General features: G+C 54.7%; 12 protein-coding genes and 1 tRNA gene. All 13 read left to right on the top strand.

Annotated features, from left to right (window positions below; translation table 11 throughout):
• Positions 1-3 precede the first annotated feature (3 nt).
• The 13 genes from uvrA (at position 4) to eno (ending at position 13,930) form a co-directional block, all read left to right on the top strand.
• Positions 4-2,868 carry an excinuclease ABC subunit UvrA gene (uvrA, locus tag EKM86_RS02840; protein ID WP_125755007.1) on the top strand — a complete coding sequence of 955 codons (2,865 nt, stop codon included), beginning with the start codon at positions 4-6 and terminating at the stop codon, positions 2,866-2,868.
• A 75-nt stretch (positions 2,869-2,943) separates the two neighbouring features.
• On the top strand, positions 2,944-3,483 hold the full coding sequence (locus tag EKM86_RS02835) for an HdeD family acid-resistance protein (RefSeq protein WP_125755006.1): 540 nt from the start codon (positions 2,944-2,946) through the stop codon (positions 3,481-3,483).
• A gap of 112 nt (positions 3,484-3,595) precedes the next feature.
• On the top strand, positions 3,596-4,483 hold the full coding sequence (gene rapZ / locus EKM86_RS02830) for an RNase adapter RapZ (RefSeq protein ID WP_125755005.1): 888 nt from the start codon (positions 3,596-3,598) through the stop codon (positions 4,481-4,483).
• Positions 4,483-5,514, top strand: a complete 1,032-nt coding sequence (locus EKM86_RS02825) for a gluconeogenesis factor YvcK family protein (RefSeq protein WP_125755075.1) — start codon at positions 4,483-4,485, stop codon at positions 5,512-5,514. The genes rapZ and EKM86_RS02825 overlap by 1 nt, the downstream gene beginning before the upstream one ends.
• Before the next feature lie 4 nt (positions 5,515-5,518).
• Complete coding sequence (whiA, locus tag EKM86_RS02820; protein WP_125755004.1) at positions 5,519-6,466, top strand: DNA-binding protein WhiA; 948 nt, start codon at positions 5,519-5,521, stop codon at positions 6,464-6,466.
• 77 nt (positions 6,467-6,543) lie between these two features.
• A complete protein-coding gene (locus EKM86_RS02815) occupies positions 6,544-6,993 on the top strand; it encodes a MarR family winged helix-turn-helix transcriptional regulator (RefSeq protein WP_125755003.1) in 450 nt (149 codons plus the stop codon).
• 67 nt (positions 6,994-7,060) lie between these two features.
• Positions 7,061-7,132: transfer RNA gene (locus EKM86_RS02810), tRNA-Arg, on the top strand.
• Between the two features lie 196 nt (positions 7,133-7,328).
• A complete protein-coding gene (clpP, locus tag EKM86_RS02805) occupies positions 7,329-7,919 on the top strand; it encodes an ATP-dependent Clp endopeptidase proteolytic subunit ClpP (protein ID WP_056989759.1) in 591 nt (196 codons plus the stop codon).
• Between the two features lie 334 nt (positions 7,920-8,253).
• Positions 8,254-9,291: a sugar-binding transcriptional regulator gene (locus tag EKM86_RS02800; protein WP_125755002.1), complete on the top strand. Its 1,038-nt coding sequence runs from the start codon at positions 8,254-8,256 to the stop codon at positions 9,289-9,291.
• A gap of 37 nt (positions 9,292-9,328) precedes the next feature.
• Positions 9,329-10,351, top strand: coding sequence for a type I glyceraldehyde-3-phosphate dehydrogenase (gap, locus tag EKM86_RS02795; RefSeq protein WP_125755001.1), 1,023 nt, complete (start codon positions 9,329-9,331; stop codon positions 10,349-10,351).
• A 229-nt stretch (positions 10,352-10,580) separates the two neighbouring features.
• The gene (locus tag EKM86_RS02790; RefSeq protein ID WP_125755000.1) at positions 10,581-11,771 is read left to right on the top strand and encodes a phosphoglycerate kinase; all 1,191 of its coding nucleotides are present in this window, start codon (positions 10,581-10,583) and stop codon (positions 11,769-11,771) included.
• 26 nt (positions 11,772-11,797) lie between these two features.
• On the top strand, positions 11,798-12,553 hold the full coding sequence (tpiA, locus tag EKM86_RS02785; RefSeq protein WP_125754999.1) for a triose-phosphate isomerase: 756 nt from the start codon (positions 11,798-11,800) through the stop codon (positions 12,551-12,553).
• A 72-nt stretch (positions 12,554-12,625) separates the two neighbouring features.
• On the top strand, positions 12,626-13,930 hold the full coding sequence (gene eno / locus EKM86_RS02780; protein ID WP_125754998.1) for a phosphopyruvate hydratase: 1,305 nt from the start codon (positions 12,626-12,628) through the stop codon (positions 13,928-13,930).
• The last annotated feature ends 171 nt before the right edge of the window (positions 13,931-14,101 follow it).

Genomic DNA, 14,101 nt, shown 5'->3' with positions numbered 1-14,101 from the left:
TTTATGGCGAACGATAAAATTGTGATCCACGGGGCAAGAGCCCATAACCTGAAGAACATTGACGTGACGATTCCCAAAAATAAACTGGTCGTCATGACGGGCCTGAGCGGCTCTGGTAAGTCCAGTTTGGCTTTTGACACGCTGTACGCTGAAGGCCAGCGGCGGTATGTGGAGAGCCTCTCGGCGTATGCCCGGCAGTTTTTGGGTCAAATGGACAAGCCGGATGTGGACTCAATTGATGGCCTCAGCCCGGCGATTTCGATTGATCAGAAGACCACTTCAAAAAACCCGCGGTCCACTGTTGGCACGGTGACGGAAATCAACGACTACTTGCGGCTGCTCTGGGCGCGCATCGGCACGCCAATCTGTCCTAATGACGGGACCGTGATCTCCAGCCAGAGCGTTGAGCAAATGGTTGACCGCGTGCAGAAGCTCCCAGACCAGAGTCGCATTCAGATTCTGTCACCAGTAGTCCGGCGCAAAAAGGGCTCACACAAGAAGGTCCTGGAAAAAATTGTGCGTGAAGGCTACGTGCGGATGCGCGTCGATGGTGAGATCATGGACGCTAACGCCGACGTAGAACTGGACAAAAACAAGAATCACGACATTGATATTGTGATCGACCGGATCGTGGTCAAGCACGGGGATGCTGATAATCGCTCGCGCCTGTTTGATTCGTTCGAGGCGGCGCTGCGGCTGTCTGAAGGGTATGCCAACGTGGACGTGATCGGCGGGGAGCCCTTGGTCTTCTCCGAGCATTTTGCTTGTCCCCTGTGCGGGTTCACCATTGGGGTGTTGGAGCCGCGGCTGTTTTCGTTCAACGCACCGTTTGGGGCGTGCCCCGAGTGTGACGGTTTAGGCGAAAAGCTGACCGTTGACGTTGACCTGGTCGTGCCGGATCAGACCAAGTCGATTCAGCAAGGCGCTATTGCGGCCTGGTATTCGGCTTCTTCCACGTATTATCCAGCCATGTTGGAGCAGGCGTGCCAGGCATTTAAGATCCCCATCGATAAGCCGTTCAACAAGCTGACCGACCGCCAGCGCGACATTGTGCTCAACGGCAGCCATGGCAAGCCGTTTCATTTTCATGCTGACTCCGACTTTGGCGGGGTGCGGGATGTGACAGCCCCATTTGAGGGCGTGCTGCCGAACATTGAGCGGCGCTACCACGCCAACAACTCGCCGTTTGGCTCCGACCAGATGCGCCAGTACATGACCGCGTTGGTCTGCCCTGTGTGCCACGGCAAGCGGCTGAACCGGCAAGCTTTGGCGGTCAAAGTCGCGGGCAAAGACATTGCCGACGCCTCGAACCTGTCAATTAAGCACGCGCTGCCATTTTTCCAAAGCATTCAACTGACGCCGACGCAGCAAGTGATCGCTCAGCCCATCGTGAAGGAGGTCAACGACCGGTTGACGTTCTTAGAGAACGTTGGCCTGGACTACCTGACGCTGTCGCGCTCCGCCGGCACACTGTCCGGCGGCGAGGCACAGCGCATCCGGCTGGCCACACAAATCGGCTCGAACTTGTCTGGCGTGCTTTACATTCTGGATGAGCCTTCAATTGGGCTGCATCAGCGCGACAACGCACGACTGATCAATTCGCTCAAGAAGATGCGCGATCTGGGCAACACCCTCATCGTGGTCGAACACGACGAGGACACCATGCTGGCGTCGGATTACCTGATCGACGTCGGGCCCGGAGCCGGGGATAACGGCGGCCACATCATGGCGGCCGGCACCCCGAAACAGGTGATGCGCTCCAGCAAGTCGCTGACCGGTCAGTACCTGGCCGGGAAAAAGTTTATCCCTGTTCCCGAACACCGGCGGCCGGGCAACGGCAAGGTGATCCGAGTCGTTGGGGCCGCCGAGCACAACCTGAAACACATCAATGTCGACTTTCCCCTGGGCGAGTTCATTGGCGTCACTGGGGTATCCGGGTCCGGCAAGTCAACGCTGGTCAACTCGATTTTGAAGCGCGCCTTGGCTCAAAAGCTGTATCGCAATTCTGAAAAGCCAGGCAAGTACGATAAAGTGCTGGGCTGGCAGAATATTGAGAAGCTGGTCGATATCGATCAGAGCCCCATCGGCCGCACGCCGCGTTCCAACCCGGCGACTTACACTGGCGTTTTCAATGATATTCGCGCCTTGTTTGCACAAACCAATGAGGCGAAGCTGCGTGGGTACACCCAGGGCCGGTTCTCCTTCAACGTCAAGGGCGGCCGCTGCGAGCACTGCAAAGGCGACGGCATTATCAAGATCGAAATGAACTTCCTGCCGGACGTGTACGTGCCTTGCGAGGTCTGCCACGGGACGCGCTACAACTCTGAAACACTTGAAGTGACGTACAAGGGCAAGAGCATTGCCGACGTATTGAACATGACCGTGGACGAAGCGGTGAAGTTTTTTGCGGCAATTCCCAAGATCGCGCGCAAGCTGCAGACTATCGTCGATGTTGGTTTGGGGTATGTTCAGATGGGCCAAAGTGCCACGACGCTGTCTGGTGGCGAGGCGCAGCGCATGAAGCTGGCCTCTGAGCTGCAGAAGATCTCGACTGGGCGGAATTTCTACATTCTGGATGAGCCGACGACCGGGCTGCACACAGACGACATTCGCAAGCTCTTGGATGTCCTTCAGCGGCTGGTCGATGAAGGCAACACGGTCCTGGTGATCGAGCACAACCTCGACGTCATCAAGACCGCTGACTGGCTGATCGATCTTGGGCCGGAAGGTGGCGACGGCGGCGGTCAGGTGATTGCCACTGGCACACCTGAGCAAGTGGCCAAGGTCAAAGCTTCATATACCGGGCAGTATCTCGGCCCGATTTTAGCGCGGGACAAAGCGCGTGCAGCCAAACAGACGGCACGCTAGCCTGTTGCCTGGTGCTGAGTTTTCCTTGTGCATTAAAAGCCGAGTCGGTATGATGAATGCAAGAGGTGGCAAATTATGTTTAGACAGACACACTTTGGTTTTGACTGGGGCGAGCTCTTCACTGGGATTGCTTTGATCTTGGCGGCAATCGTGGTCGTGAATCACCCAGGCGCAACGATGGCGACATTGACCTTCCTGTTCGCGCTGGTTGCCATCATTCGCGGCATCGCCACGCTGGCCAGCTTCTCTAAATTACGGGCACTGACTGGGGGCCTCGCATGGATCAGCTTGATTGCCGGAATTTTCGACGTACTGCTGGGGCTGGTCTTCCTGTTTGACCTTGAGTCGGGGGCCATCACGCTGGCATACCTGTTTGCCATATGGTTTTTGGTCGACAGCATCGCCAACTTGGTCAACGCCGGGCACATGCGCGACGCTGGGACCGGTTGGTTTATCCTGACCTTGGTGCTCGACCTGTTCGCGGTGCTGGTCAGCTTGCTGCTGATCATGCAGCCGGTGGTCGCGGCAGTCGGACTGATTGTCCTACTCGCCACTGCCTTTTTGATTCTTGGAATCAACGCGCTCCTCACCGCTTTTGCGCGGCGTCAGATTTGAGCATGCGGCCGTCCTGCGGGGCGGCTTTTTTCGTGCCGTGAAAAGTTGGAAACGCCAGGGCTGTTGATGACACGCCCGGCATGTTACAATGGGCAAAGAAAGAAGGGATAGGATGGCAGACACGATGAATCTCGTGGTGATCACCGGCATGTCCGGCGCCGGCAAAACCGTCGCCATGCAATCATTTGAGGACTTGGGTTACTTCACCGTCGACAATATGCCCCCGGCGCTGTTGCCAAAGTTCTGGGAATTGATGAAGGAAAATGGCAAGATCACCAAGATCGCGCTGGTGGTGGACTTGCGCAGCCACGCCTTTTACGACCAGATCAATGATATGCTGGCCAACTTGGACAACACGTCGTTTGTCACCACCAAGATTCTGTTTCTGGACGCGACGGATGCCGAGCTGGTGTCCCGGTACAAGGAGACCCGCCGCAGTCATCCCTTAGCGCAGGAAGGCCGCCTGATGGACGGCATCAAAAAGGAGCGCAGCCTGCTGACTGAACTGCGCAACCGCGCCCAGGTGGTAATCGACACGACCAACCTTTCTCCCCGGCAGCTGCGCGAAAAGCTCTTCGTCATCTTCAAATCGGCCGATCATCCGACCTTCCACTTGGAAGTGATGTCCTTCGGTTTCAAGTACGGTTTGCCTATCGATGCCGATATCGTGATGGATGTGCGTTTCTTGCCCAATCCCTACTACGTGCAGAAGTTTCGCAACCGCGACGGCCGCGATCAGGAAGTCTACGATTACGTGATGGATAACCCGGCGGCGGAAACGTTTTACCAGCAGTTTTACACGATGCTGGCCAGCATTATGCCGCAGTACAAACAAGAGGGCAAAAGCAGTGTGACTATCGCGATCGGCTGTACTGGCGGTCAGCACCGCAGTGTGGCATTCACGGAGCGGGTCGGCAAGGCGTTTGCGGCGGCCGGGTACCCGGTCGATATTACGCATCGTGATGTCAACAAACGGAAAGCGACGGTGAACCGCTCATGATGCCAAATGAAACCAAAACGATCCGCGTCATTCGCGGGCGGCGGCCCAAGGTCGTTGTCATCGGCGGCGGGACCGGTCTGCCGGTCATCGTCAAGAGTTTGCGTGAACAAAATGCCGATGTCACGGCGGTCGTCACGGTGGCCGATGATGGCGGCTCAAGCGGCGTGATTCGCAACTATATTAACGTGGTGCCGCCGGGCGATATTCGCAACGTTCTGGTGGCGTTATCCGACATGCCGGAGCTGGAGAAACAGGTCTTCCAGTACCGCTTTGACAGCGGCGACAGTTTCTTTGCCGGCCATGCGATTGGCAACTTGATCATCGCGGCGCTGTCGGAAATGGGCGGGGGCATTTTTCAGGCCGTTCAAACCCTGTCGTCCATGATGAAGGTCGATGGCCATGTCTATCCCGCCAGCAACCGGCCGCTGACGCTTCACGCTGAGTTCACCGATGGCACGACCCTCGCTGGTGAGGCTGAAATCACGGCCGCCGGCAAGCACATTAAGCGCGTATGGGTCACTGATACCGACGACGCTCAAGAACCTGAGGCCATGCCACAGGTGATCGACGCGATTTTGGCGGCGGATGTCGTGGTGATGGGGCCAGGGAGCCTGTTTACCAGTGTGCTGCCTAACTTGATGATCAAGAACTTGGGCCAAGCGGTGCTCAAGACCCGCGCGGAAGTCATTTATGTCGTCAACATCATGACACAAAAGGGCGAGACCGAGCGTTTCACAGATGCCGACCACGTGCGGGTGCTGAACCGGCATCTGGGGGCCAATTTTGTCGACACAGTGCTGGTCAACATTGCCCCGGTGCCGAAGAATTCGCTGGACGCCCAGAAGTACAACGAGATCTTGGTGCCAGTGCGCCCGGACTACCAAGGCCTGCGAGACTTAGGCTGCCGCGTCATCTCAGCTGATTTTCTGAAGTTGCGGGACCGTGGGGTCTTCCACGACGGGGACAAGGTGGCGTCCGAAATTTTGAACCTGGCCTTTCAGGTCGGCACGATGAAAAAAAGAAAGCGGTGAGTGAATGGCCAGTTTTGCTAGCACGGTTAAAAAGGAATTGACCCAACTGGAGGTTCACCCGGAACACGCGAAGGCGGAGCTGTCGGCACTGATTCGGATGAACGGGACGTTGGCAATTCAGGCGCACCAGTTCGTGCTCAACGTCCAAACGGAGAATCCTGCGATCGCGCGCCGGATCTACAGCCTGATCCGCCAGGTCTACCATCACGAAGCCAACCTGATTGTTCGGCGCAAAATGAAGCTGAAGAAGAACAACCAGTATGTGGTCCGCCTGACCACCGGGGTGAACGCCGTTTTGGAAGATCTGGATATTCTGGACGGAAGCGACATGTCGATCCGCACTGCGGTGTCCCGAAAGGTGCTGGACGAGCCGCAGCGAGAGCGCTCTTATCTGCGTGGGGCATTTCTTGCAGGCGGCTCAGTCAACAGTCCGGAGACGTCCCGGTACCACTTGGAAATCTATTCACTGTACAAGGACCACAATGATGATGTGCTGAAGATGATGAATGATTTTGGGTTGAATGCCCGCACTGTTGAACGGCGCAGCGGTTGGATCGTGTACCTCAAAGAGGCCGAAAAGATTGCGGACTTTCTGCAGGTGATCGGTGCGACCACGGCCATGCTTAAATTCGAGGATGTTCGGATTGTCCGCGACATGCGCAACTCCGTCAATCGTCTGGTGAACTGCGAGACTGCCAACTTGAATAAAACCATCGATGCAGCGCAAAGGCAGATTGAGAATATTAATGCCCTGAAAGACCGGGGACTGCTGGAAGGGCTGCCGCCCAAACTGCGGGAAATCGCAGAGCTGCGGCTCGCGCACCCTGATGTGTCGTTGAAGGAGCTGGGTGAAATGGTGCCGAGCGGCGTGATTTCGAAGTCGGGCATCAATCACCGGTTGCGGAAATTGAACCAGATCGCAGAAGGCAGTCAGCAGGCGGCTGAAAGTTGACACTTCCATTACTTAATTAAATCGTCTACAATAAGCTCGATAGAAGAGATGGATATGACGTCACTGGAGGCGAGCATATGACTAAACCGATCCGTTTAAATGAACAGCTGTGTTTTTCCATATACAAAGCGCAAAAACAATTTAACCACTTTTATTCGCAGGCGCTGGCCAAGTACAAGCTGTCTTATCCGCAGTACATCACGCTGCTGTCGCTTTACGAGCACGGCACGATGTCGGTCAAGGAAGTCGGGCAGACGCTGAACCTGGATTCTGGGACCTTGACGCCGCTGATGAAGCGGATGGAAAAGGACGGCTGGATCTCACGCAAACGCTCTGCGCAAGATGAGCGCCGGGTGGATGTCAGTTTGACCCAAAAGGCCAATGACATGCGCGATGAGATTTACGATCATGTGGGTTCATGCATGACCTATCTGGATTTTCCGGAAAAAGTGTATGAAGCGATCAAGAGCCAGGTTGACACGGTCGATCAGCATCTGACGGCCATCCCTGACGAGAAGCTGCAGTGAACGCGGGCCTGAATTTGGCTTGAGGGTTGCATTTTGGCCGGCGCTCCCGTAAAATAATTGAGTACTTGCGCGGTTAGTGTAATGGATCGCACGTGAGATTCCGGTTCTCGAAATCCGGGTTCGACTCCCGGGCTGCGCAGCATTCAAGGAAGACGCCACTAGTTGGCGCCTTTTTTAATGCCTGCAGCAGGTGGTTGAGGGCTCGCGAGGCGCGTGAGTATGCTAAACTATCCCTGACCCGAAAAGTTGGTCAAAGTCTTTGACCTTTTTTGACGTTAGTGCTAAGCTTGGCACTGTACTTAGAAGAGTGCTAATACTCGTTAGGAGGTTCCGCTATGTTAGTTCCGACAGTGATTGAACAAACCAGCCGCGGCGAGCGTTCTTATGATATCTACTCCCGCTTGCTTAAAGACCGGATCATCATGCTGTCCGGGGAAATCAATGACCAGGTTGCAAACTCCGTCATTGCGCAGCTTCTGTTCCTCGACGCACAAGACCCTGATAAAGATATTTACCTGTACATCAACAGTCCTGGTGGTGTGATCACCTCCGGCCTGGCGATGCTGGACACGATGAACTTGATTCACGCCGATGTGCAAACGATCGCGATCGGCATGGCTGCATCGATGGCGTCGGTGCTGCTCGCCGGTGGGGCGAAGGGCAAGCGGTTTGCGCTGCCTAACTCTGAAATTCTGATCCACCAGCCGTCTGGCGGTGCCCAAGGCCAGCAGACCGAGATTGAGATCGCCGCTGAGGAGATTTTGAAGTCGCGCAAGAAGCTGAATAAGATCCTGTCTGACGCCACTGGTCAGACGGAAGCCAAAATCAAGAAGGATACGGAGCGCGATAACTATATGACCGCTCAGGAAGCCAAGGATTACGGCTTAATCGATGATATTTTGACCTCGAAGGCCGACCAGAAGTAATCCTGAAATCGAGCACTCGCGCATTTGCGCGGGTGCTTTTTTGATGAAAAATAGGTGAGAACTCATCCGAATGACCAGTTTTGAAAACCCCGTCCCCAAATTAGAGAACGGTTTCTTTCCGAAAATATGCGCAGGCTCGGCATAGATTCTTCCAAAATTGGAAGAGTTTTCGGCTTTTAGGCAAATCCCTTGCACCGTTTTCAGCAGGTGGCTATAATAGAAAGCGTTGGTAAGGGAGATCCGGTGTGTCTGGGGTCCCAAAATTTTTTGCTACTACTGGGTCACCATGTGGCACGGTAGGACGCCAAACGACCCACGAAAAGGACAATGAGCTATGCATTCTGAGTTCGCTTGGATCGAAGCAATCGCGCCTGATTTCATGGGCGTGATTACGCAACGCTATCAGATCTTGCAATTCATCAGCTGGATGTCGCCGGTCGGTAGACGGGCGCTTGCTGAGCAGATGAAGCTGAGCGAACGAGTTCTGCGCACGGAAACCGAGTTTCTGCGTAAGCAAGGCCTGATTGAAAGCTCAAAGTCTGGCATGGTCCTTACCAGCCAGGGTATCGAAGTTTTCCAAGGCTTGGAGCAGTTCATGAATCGGCTGCTGGGGTTCAAGGAAGACGAGAAGCACCTTGCCGAAAAGCTTGGCATTGAGCACTGCCTGATTGTCAGCGGTGACGCGGATCAAAGCAGCCGGGTCTTGGACGAGATGGGGAAGGAGTTAAACTCCACTCTCCAGCTGATCCTGCCCAGCGGCCAGTTGACCATTGCGGTCATGGGCGGCACGACAATGGCGCGCGTGGCCCAGCAGATGACGTATAAGCTGTCTGCAGGCCGCGAGTTAACCTTTGTGCCAGCACGCGGCGGCGTCGGCGAGGCGGTGGCAATTCAAGCCAATTCGGTTGCCGCCAGCATGGCAGAAGCAACGGATAGTAAGTACCGCGTGCTGTACATTCCTGAAAATGTCAGCGCGAAAACTTACCAGCCACTGCTCCAAGAGCCGGCGGTCCGTGAGGTGCTCCAATTAATTGACAATGCCCAGGTTGTGATTCATAGTATAGGAGATGCATTGATCATGGCCAAGCGTCGATCGATGTCTCCTGAGGCCATTGCCGAGCTCACCGAACAGCATGCAGTTTCAGAAACTTTTGGCACGTTTTTCGATGCGAGCGGCAAGGTCATCTACAAGATCCCAAGAATTGGGTTACAGATTCCGGATCTTGATCATATCCCATATGTGTTTGCAGTTGCCGGCGGCCGCTCCAAGGCCAAGGCAATCGCAGCATATATGAAAAATGCGCCGAGTCGGACGTGGCTCATCACGGACGTCGGCGCCTCAAATGCGATTTTAACTGGGGAAACCCGTTAGAATAAAACTCTTATTTCCTAAAGGAGGAAATTTTAGCATGACTGTTAAAATTGGTATCAATGGTTTTGGCCGTATCGGTCGTTTGGCCTTCCGTCGCATCTTTGAATTAGGTGCCAAGAGCAACGATATTGAAGTTGTTGCCATCAACGATCTGACCAGCCCAGCGATGTTGGCTCACCTGCTGAAGTATGACTCAACTCACGGCACTTTCCCTGGTGAAGTCAGCGCTACCGACAACGGTATCGTTGTTAACGGCAAGGAATACCGTGTTTATGCTGAACCTCAGGCTCAGAACATTCCTTGGGTTAAGAACGACGGCGTTCAGTACGTTCTCGAATGCACAGGCTTCTACACCTCAGCTGAAAAGGCTCAGGCTCACTTGGATGCCGGCGCAGAACGTGTTCTGATTTCCGCACCTGCTGGCAAGATCAAGACCATCGTTTACAACGTAAACGATGACACCTTGGACGCTGACGACAAGATCGTTTCCGCCGGTTCTTGCACGACCAACTGCCTGGCACCAATGGCTTACTTCCTGAACAAGGAATTCGGCATCGAAGTTGGTACCATGACAACGGTTCACGCTTACACCTCCACTCAGATGCTGCTTGACGGCCCTGTTCGCGGTGGCAACCTGCGCGCTGCGCGTTCTGCTGCTGTTAACACCATCCCTCACTCAACTGGTGCGGCTAAGGCTATCGGCATCGTTATCCCAGAACTGAACGGCAAGCTTCAGGGCCACGCACAGCGTGTCTCCGTTGTTGACGGTTCCCTGACCGAATTGGTTTCCATCCTGAAGACCAAGAACGTGACGGCTGATCAGGTTAACGCTGCGATCAAGAAGCACACCGATGGCAACCCAAGCTTCGGCTACAACGCTGACGAGATCGTTTCGTCCGACGTTATCGGCACAACCTACGGCTCAATCTTCGACCCTACCCAGACCGAAGTTACGACCGCCGGTGACTACCAGCTGGTTAAGACGGTTGCTTGGTACGACAACGAATATGGCTTCACTTGCCAGATGATTCGTACCCTGCTGAAGTTCGCCACTCTCTAATTTAAAACCTTAGAGCATTAGCTAATTTCAACCGTTATGAAGGGGGCGGAGGGAGTATCTCCCTCCGCCTTCTTTTTATGACAACATGTGCAAAAGCACTCGCACATCCCTGGCCTTGACGGGCTGGGCTTGCCGTACCAAACACGCTGTTTGGCAGGGCAAACCTAGTCCGCTTGGGACCAGGTGGGTGTGCGCTCAGCATTCCAACATTTTAGGAGGGTTTTATTCAATGGCTAAATTGATCGTTTCTGATCTAGACGTGAAGGACAAAAAAGTCCTGATCCGCGTTGATTTCAACGTGCCGATCAAAGACGGTGTCATCGGTGATGACAACCGTATCGTGGCTGCTTTGCCGACGATCCAGTACGTGATCGATAACGGCGGCAAGGCAATTCTGCTGTCCCACTTGGGCCGGGTTAAGACCGAAGAGGATAAGGCTAAGTTGAGCCTGCGTCCAGTTGCAGAGCGTCTTTCTGAACTGCTGAAGAAGCCGGTCACCTTCGTTCCTGCCACCCGTGGCAAGGAGCTTGAAGATGCGATTGCCAAGATGAACGACGGCGACGTTCTCGTGATGGAGAACACGCGCTTCGAAGACCTTGACGGTAAGAAAGAATCCGGCAACGATCCAGAACTTGGCAAGTACTGGGCATCGCTGGGTGACCTGTTCGTCAATGACGCCTTCGGGACCGCTCACCGTTCCCACGCCTCCAACGTCGGCATTGCGTCCAACATGCCTCAGGCTGCTGCCGGCTTCTTGATGGAAAAGGAAATCAAGTTCTTGGGCGACGCTGTTCAAAACCCAAAGCGCCCATTTGTTGCCATCTTGGGTGGCGCGAAGGTCTCTGACAAGATCGGTGTGATCCGCAACCTGGTACCGAAGGCTGACAAGATCATTGTTGGCGGCGGGATGACTTATACCTTCTACGCTGCTAAGGGCCTGTCAATCGGTAAGTCACTGGTTGAAAAGGATAAAATCGACCTGGCCAAGCAGATCATGGACGAAGCTGGCGACAAGCTTTTGCTGCCAGTTGACAACGTGGTGGCTACGGAGTTCTCGAACGACGCCCCTCACAAAGTTGTTGAAGGTGCGATTCCTGATGGCTACATGGCCTTGGATATCGGGCCAAAGTCCGTTCAGGACATCAAGGATGCCCTGAAGGGTGCCAAGACGGTCGTTTGGAACGGCCCAATGGGTGTATTCGAAATGCCTAATTACGCCAAGGGTACCCTGGAAGTTGGGACTGCGCTTGGTGATTTGAAAGACGCAACCACGATTATCGGTGGCGGCGATTCGACTGCTGCGGCTAAGCAGCTTGGTATCGCACCAAAGATCACCCACATTTCCACTGGCGGTGGCGCAAGCCTTGAATACCTGGAAGGTAAGACTCTGCCAGGCATCGCGGCAATTTCCGACAAGTAAGTTTCAATTCTGAAAGGAAGTTAATTATGCGCACACCTATCATGGCCGGGAACTGGAAAATGAACAAGAACCCGGAAGAAACACAAGCATTTCTGAACGGCGTTAAAGGTAAATTACCAGAATCCAGCAAGGTTCAGACCGTGATTGCCGCACCGGCAATTGATCTGAGCACCCTGGTTGCTGGCGCCAAGGGCACTCCGCTTCAGACCGCGGCAGAAAACTGCTACTTCGAAGACGCAGGTGCCTTCACCGGCGAAACCAGCCCGAAAGCCCTGAAAGAGATGGGCCTGGACTATGTCGTGATTGGCCACAGCGAACGCCGCGGCTACTTCCACGAAACTGACCAGGACATCAACAAGAAGGCCAAGGCCATCTTGAAAAACGGCCTGCTGCCGATCATCTGCTGCGGTGAAAGTCTTGAACAGCGTGAAGCTGGTCAGACCAACGACTGGGTGGCTTCTCAAGTTGAAGCAGCTTTGGCCGGCATCTCCGCTTCAGACGTTAAAAACAGCGTGATCGCCTACGAGCCAATCTGGGCCATCGGCACTGGCAAGACCGCCTCTGCTGATCAGGCGCAAGAAGTCGTTGCGCACATCCGCTCAATTGTTGCCAAGCTGTATGATGCGGCAACGGCAGACGCTGTTCGCATTCTTTACGGTGGTTCGGTCAAGCCAGCCAACGTCAAGGAATTGATGGCTAAGCCTGACATCGATGGCGGCCTGGTTGGCGGCGCATCGATGGATCCGGATAGTTTCGTGGCCTTGGCCAACTACCAAGACTAATCCCACAGCTTTTCTGTGGTAAACTAATTACGATAAAACCTGCCTGTATCAGGCACAAAAAGGAGAAAACATATGTCTATTATTACAGATGTTTTGGCTCGCGAAGTCCTCGACTCTCGTGGCAACCCGACTGTTGAAGTTGAACTTTATACGGAAGATGGCGGCTTCGGCCGTGCGCTTGTTCCGTCAGGTGCTTCCACCGGTGAACACGAAGCCGTTGAACTGCGCGACGGCGACAAGTCCCGTTTTGGCGGCAAAGGCGTTTTGAAGGCTGTTGCCAACGTGAACGACGTGATTTCCAAGGCCGTTATCGGCTTGGATGCCACTGAGCAGCGCCTGATCGACCAGACCATGATCGACCTCGACGGCACCCCGAATAAGGGCAAGCTTGGCGCCAACGCCATTCTCGGTGTTTCCCTGGCTGCCGCCCGTGCTGCTGCCTCTGAAGTTGGTCTGCCGCTGTACCAGTACCTTGGCGGCCCGAACGCACACGTGATGCCAACACCGATGATGAATGTCCTCAATGGTGGCGCGCACTCCACGAATACCGTTGACTTCCAGGAATTCATGATCATGCCTGTTGGTGCCAAGTCCATGCGCGAAGCGATCCGCATGGGTTCTGAAACCTTCCACGCCCTGCAAGCAGAGCTGAAGGCGAAGGGCGACATCACTTCCGTCGGCGACGAAGGTGGCTTTGCGCCTAACCTGAAGGACAACGAGGAAGCCTTTGAGCTGCTCGTTGAAGCTATCCAGAAGGCCGGCTACAAGCCGGGCGAAGACGTTGCCATCGCCTTTGACGTTGCTTCGTCTGAGTTCTACGACCCAGAGACTAAGAAGTACACCCTGAAGTGGTCTGATCCTGATACCTCCTACACGACCGACGAATTCATCGATCTGCTGGCGAAGTACATCGACAAGTACCCGATCGTTTCAGTCGAAGATCCAATCGACGAAAACGACTGGGAAGGCTGGCAGAAGTTCACTGCCAAGCTTGGCGACAAGGTTCAAATCGTCGGCGACGATCTGTTCGTTACCAACACCGATTACCTGAAGAAGGGGATCGACATGGGCGTTGCCAACTCCATCCTGATCAAGCTCAACCAGATCGGGACGCTGACCGAAACATTCGAAGCGATCGAAATGGCTAAGGAAGCCGGCTACACCGCCGTTGTTTCCCACCGTTCCGGTGAAACCGAAGATACGACCATTGCTGACCTGGTTGTTGCAACCAACGCCGGCGAGATCAAGACTGGCTCGATGAGCCGGACCGATCGCATCGCGAAGTACAACCAGCTGATGCGGATCGAAGACGAACTCGGCAAGTCTGCTGCGTACAAGGGCCGCAAGTCCTTCTACAACGTTAAGGCGATCGACTAGTCTTTCATTTCGGCGGGTCTAGCCCGGCGGACATTGAGCATCCTGCAGTTTGCAGGGTGCTTTTTTGGTGCGCCCGGCATGGGCGCCAACTTGGTGGTGAAAGTCCACTGCGGGCCGTAGTAGTCGGAACCGCTAGCCAAGGGCAAGGGTGTCCATCGCGAGGTGGAATCT

Origin of the sequence: Lacticaseibacillus hegangensis (assembly GCF_003946465.1) — a bacterium.
GTDB classification, from domain to species: domain Bacteria; phylum Bacillota; class Bacilli; order Lactobacillales; family Lactobacillaceae; genus Lacticaseibacillus; species Lacticaseibacillus hegangensis.
Note: the sequence above shows the minus strand (reverse complement) of the source record. Positions and strands in the feature narration are given on the sequence as shown.

Coding starts and splice junctions, on each gene's coding strand:
- EKM86_RS02800 (WP_125755002.1), top strand. CDS start 8,254: ATGCATTCTGAGTTCGCTTGGATCGAAGCAATCGCGCCTGATTTCATG.
- EKM86_RS02815 (WP_125755003.1), top strand. CDS start 6,544: ATGACTAAACCGATCCGTTTAAATGAACAGCTGTGTTTTTCCATATAC.
- EKM86_RS02790 (WP_125755000.1), top strand. CDS start 10,581: ATGGCTAAATTGATCGTTTCTGATCTAGACGTGAAGGACAAAAAAGTC.
- eno (WP_125754998.1), top strand. CDS start 12,626: ATGTCTATTATTACAGATGTTTTGGCTCGCGAAGTCCTCGACTCTCGT.
- tpiA (WP_125754999.1), top strand. CDS start 11,798: ATGCGCACACCTATCATGGCCGGGAACTGGAAAATGAACAAGAACCCG.
- EKM86_RS02825 (WP_125755075.1), top strand. CDS start 4,483: ATGCCAAATGAAACCAAAACGATCCGCGTCATTCGCGGGCGGCGGCCC.
- whiA (WP_125755004.1), top strand. CDS start 5,519: ATGGCCAGTTTTGCTAGCACGGTTAAAAAGGAATTGACCCAACTGGAG.
- clpP (WP_056989759.1), top strand. CDS start 7,329: ATGTTAGTTCCGACAGTGATTGAACAAACCAGCCGCGGCGAGCGTTCT.
- rapZ (WP_125755005.1), top strand. CDS start 3,596: ATGGCAGACACGATGAATCTCGTGGTGATCACCGGCATGTCCGGCGCC.
- uvrA (WP_125755007.1), top strand. CDS start 4: ATGGCGAACGATAAAATTGTGATCCACGGGGCAAGAGCCCATAACCTG.
- EKM86_RS02835 (WP_125755006.1), top strand. CDS start 2,944: ATGTTTAGACAGACACACTTTGGTTTTGACTGGGGCGAGCTCTTCACT.
- gap (WP_125755001.1), top strand. CDS start 9,329: ATGACTGTTAAAATTGGTATCAATGGTTTTGGCCGTATCGGTCGTTTG.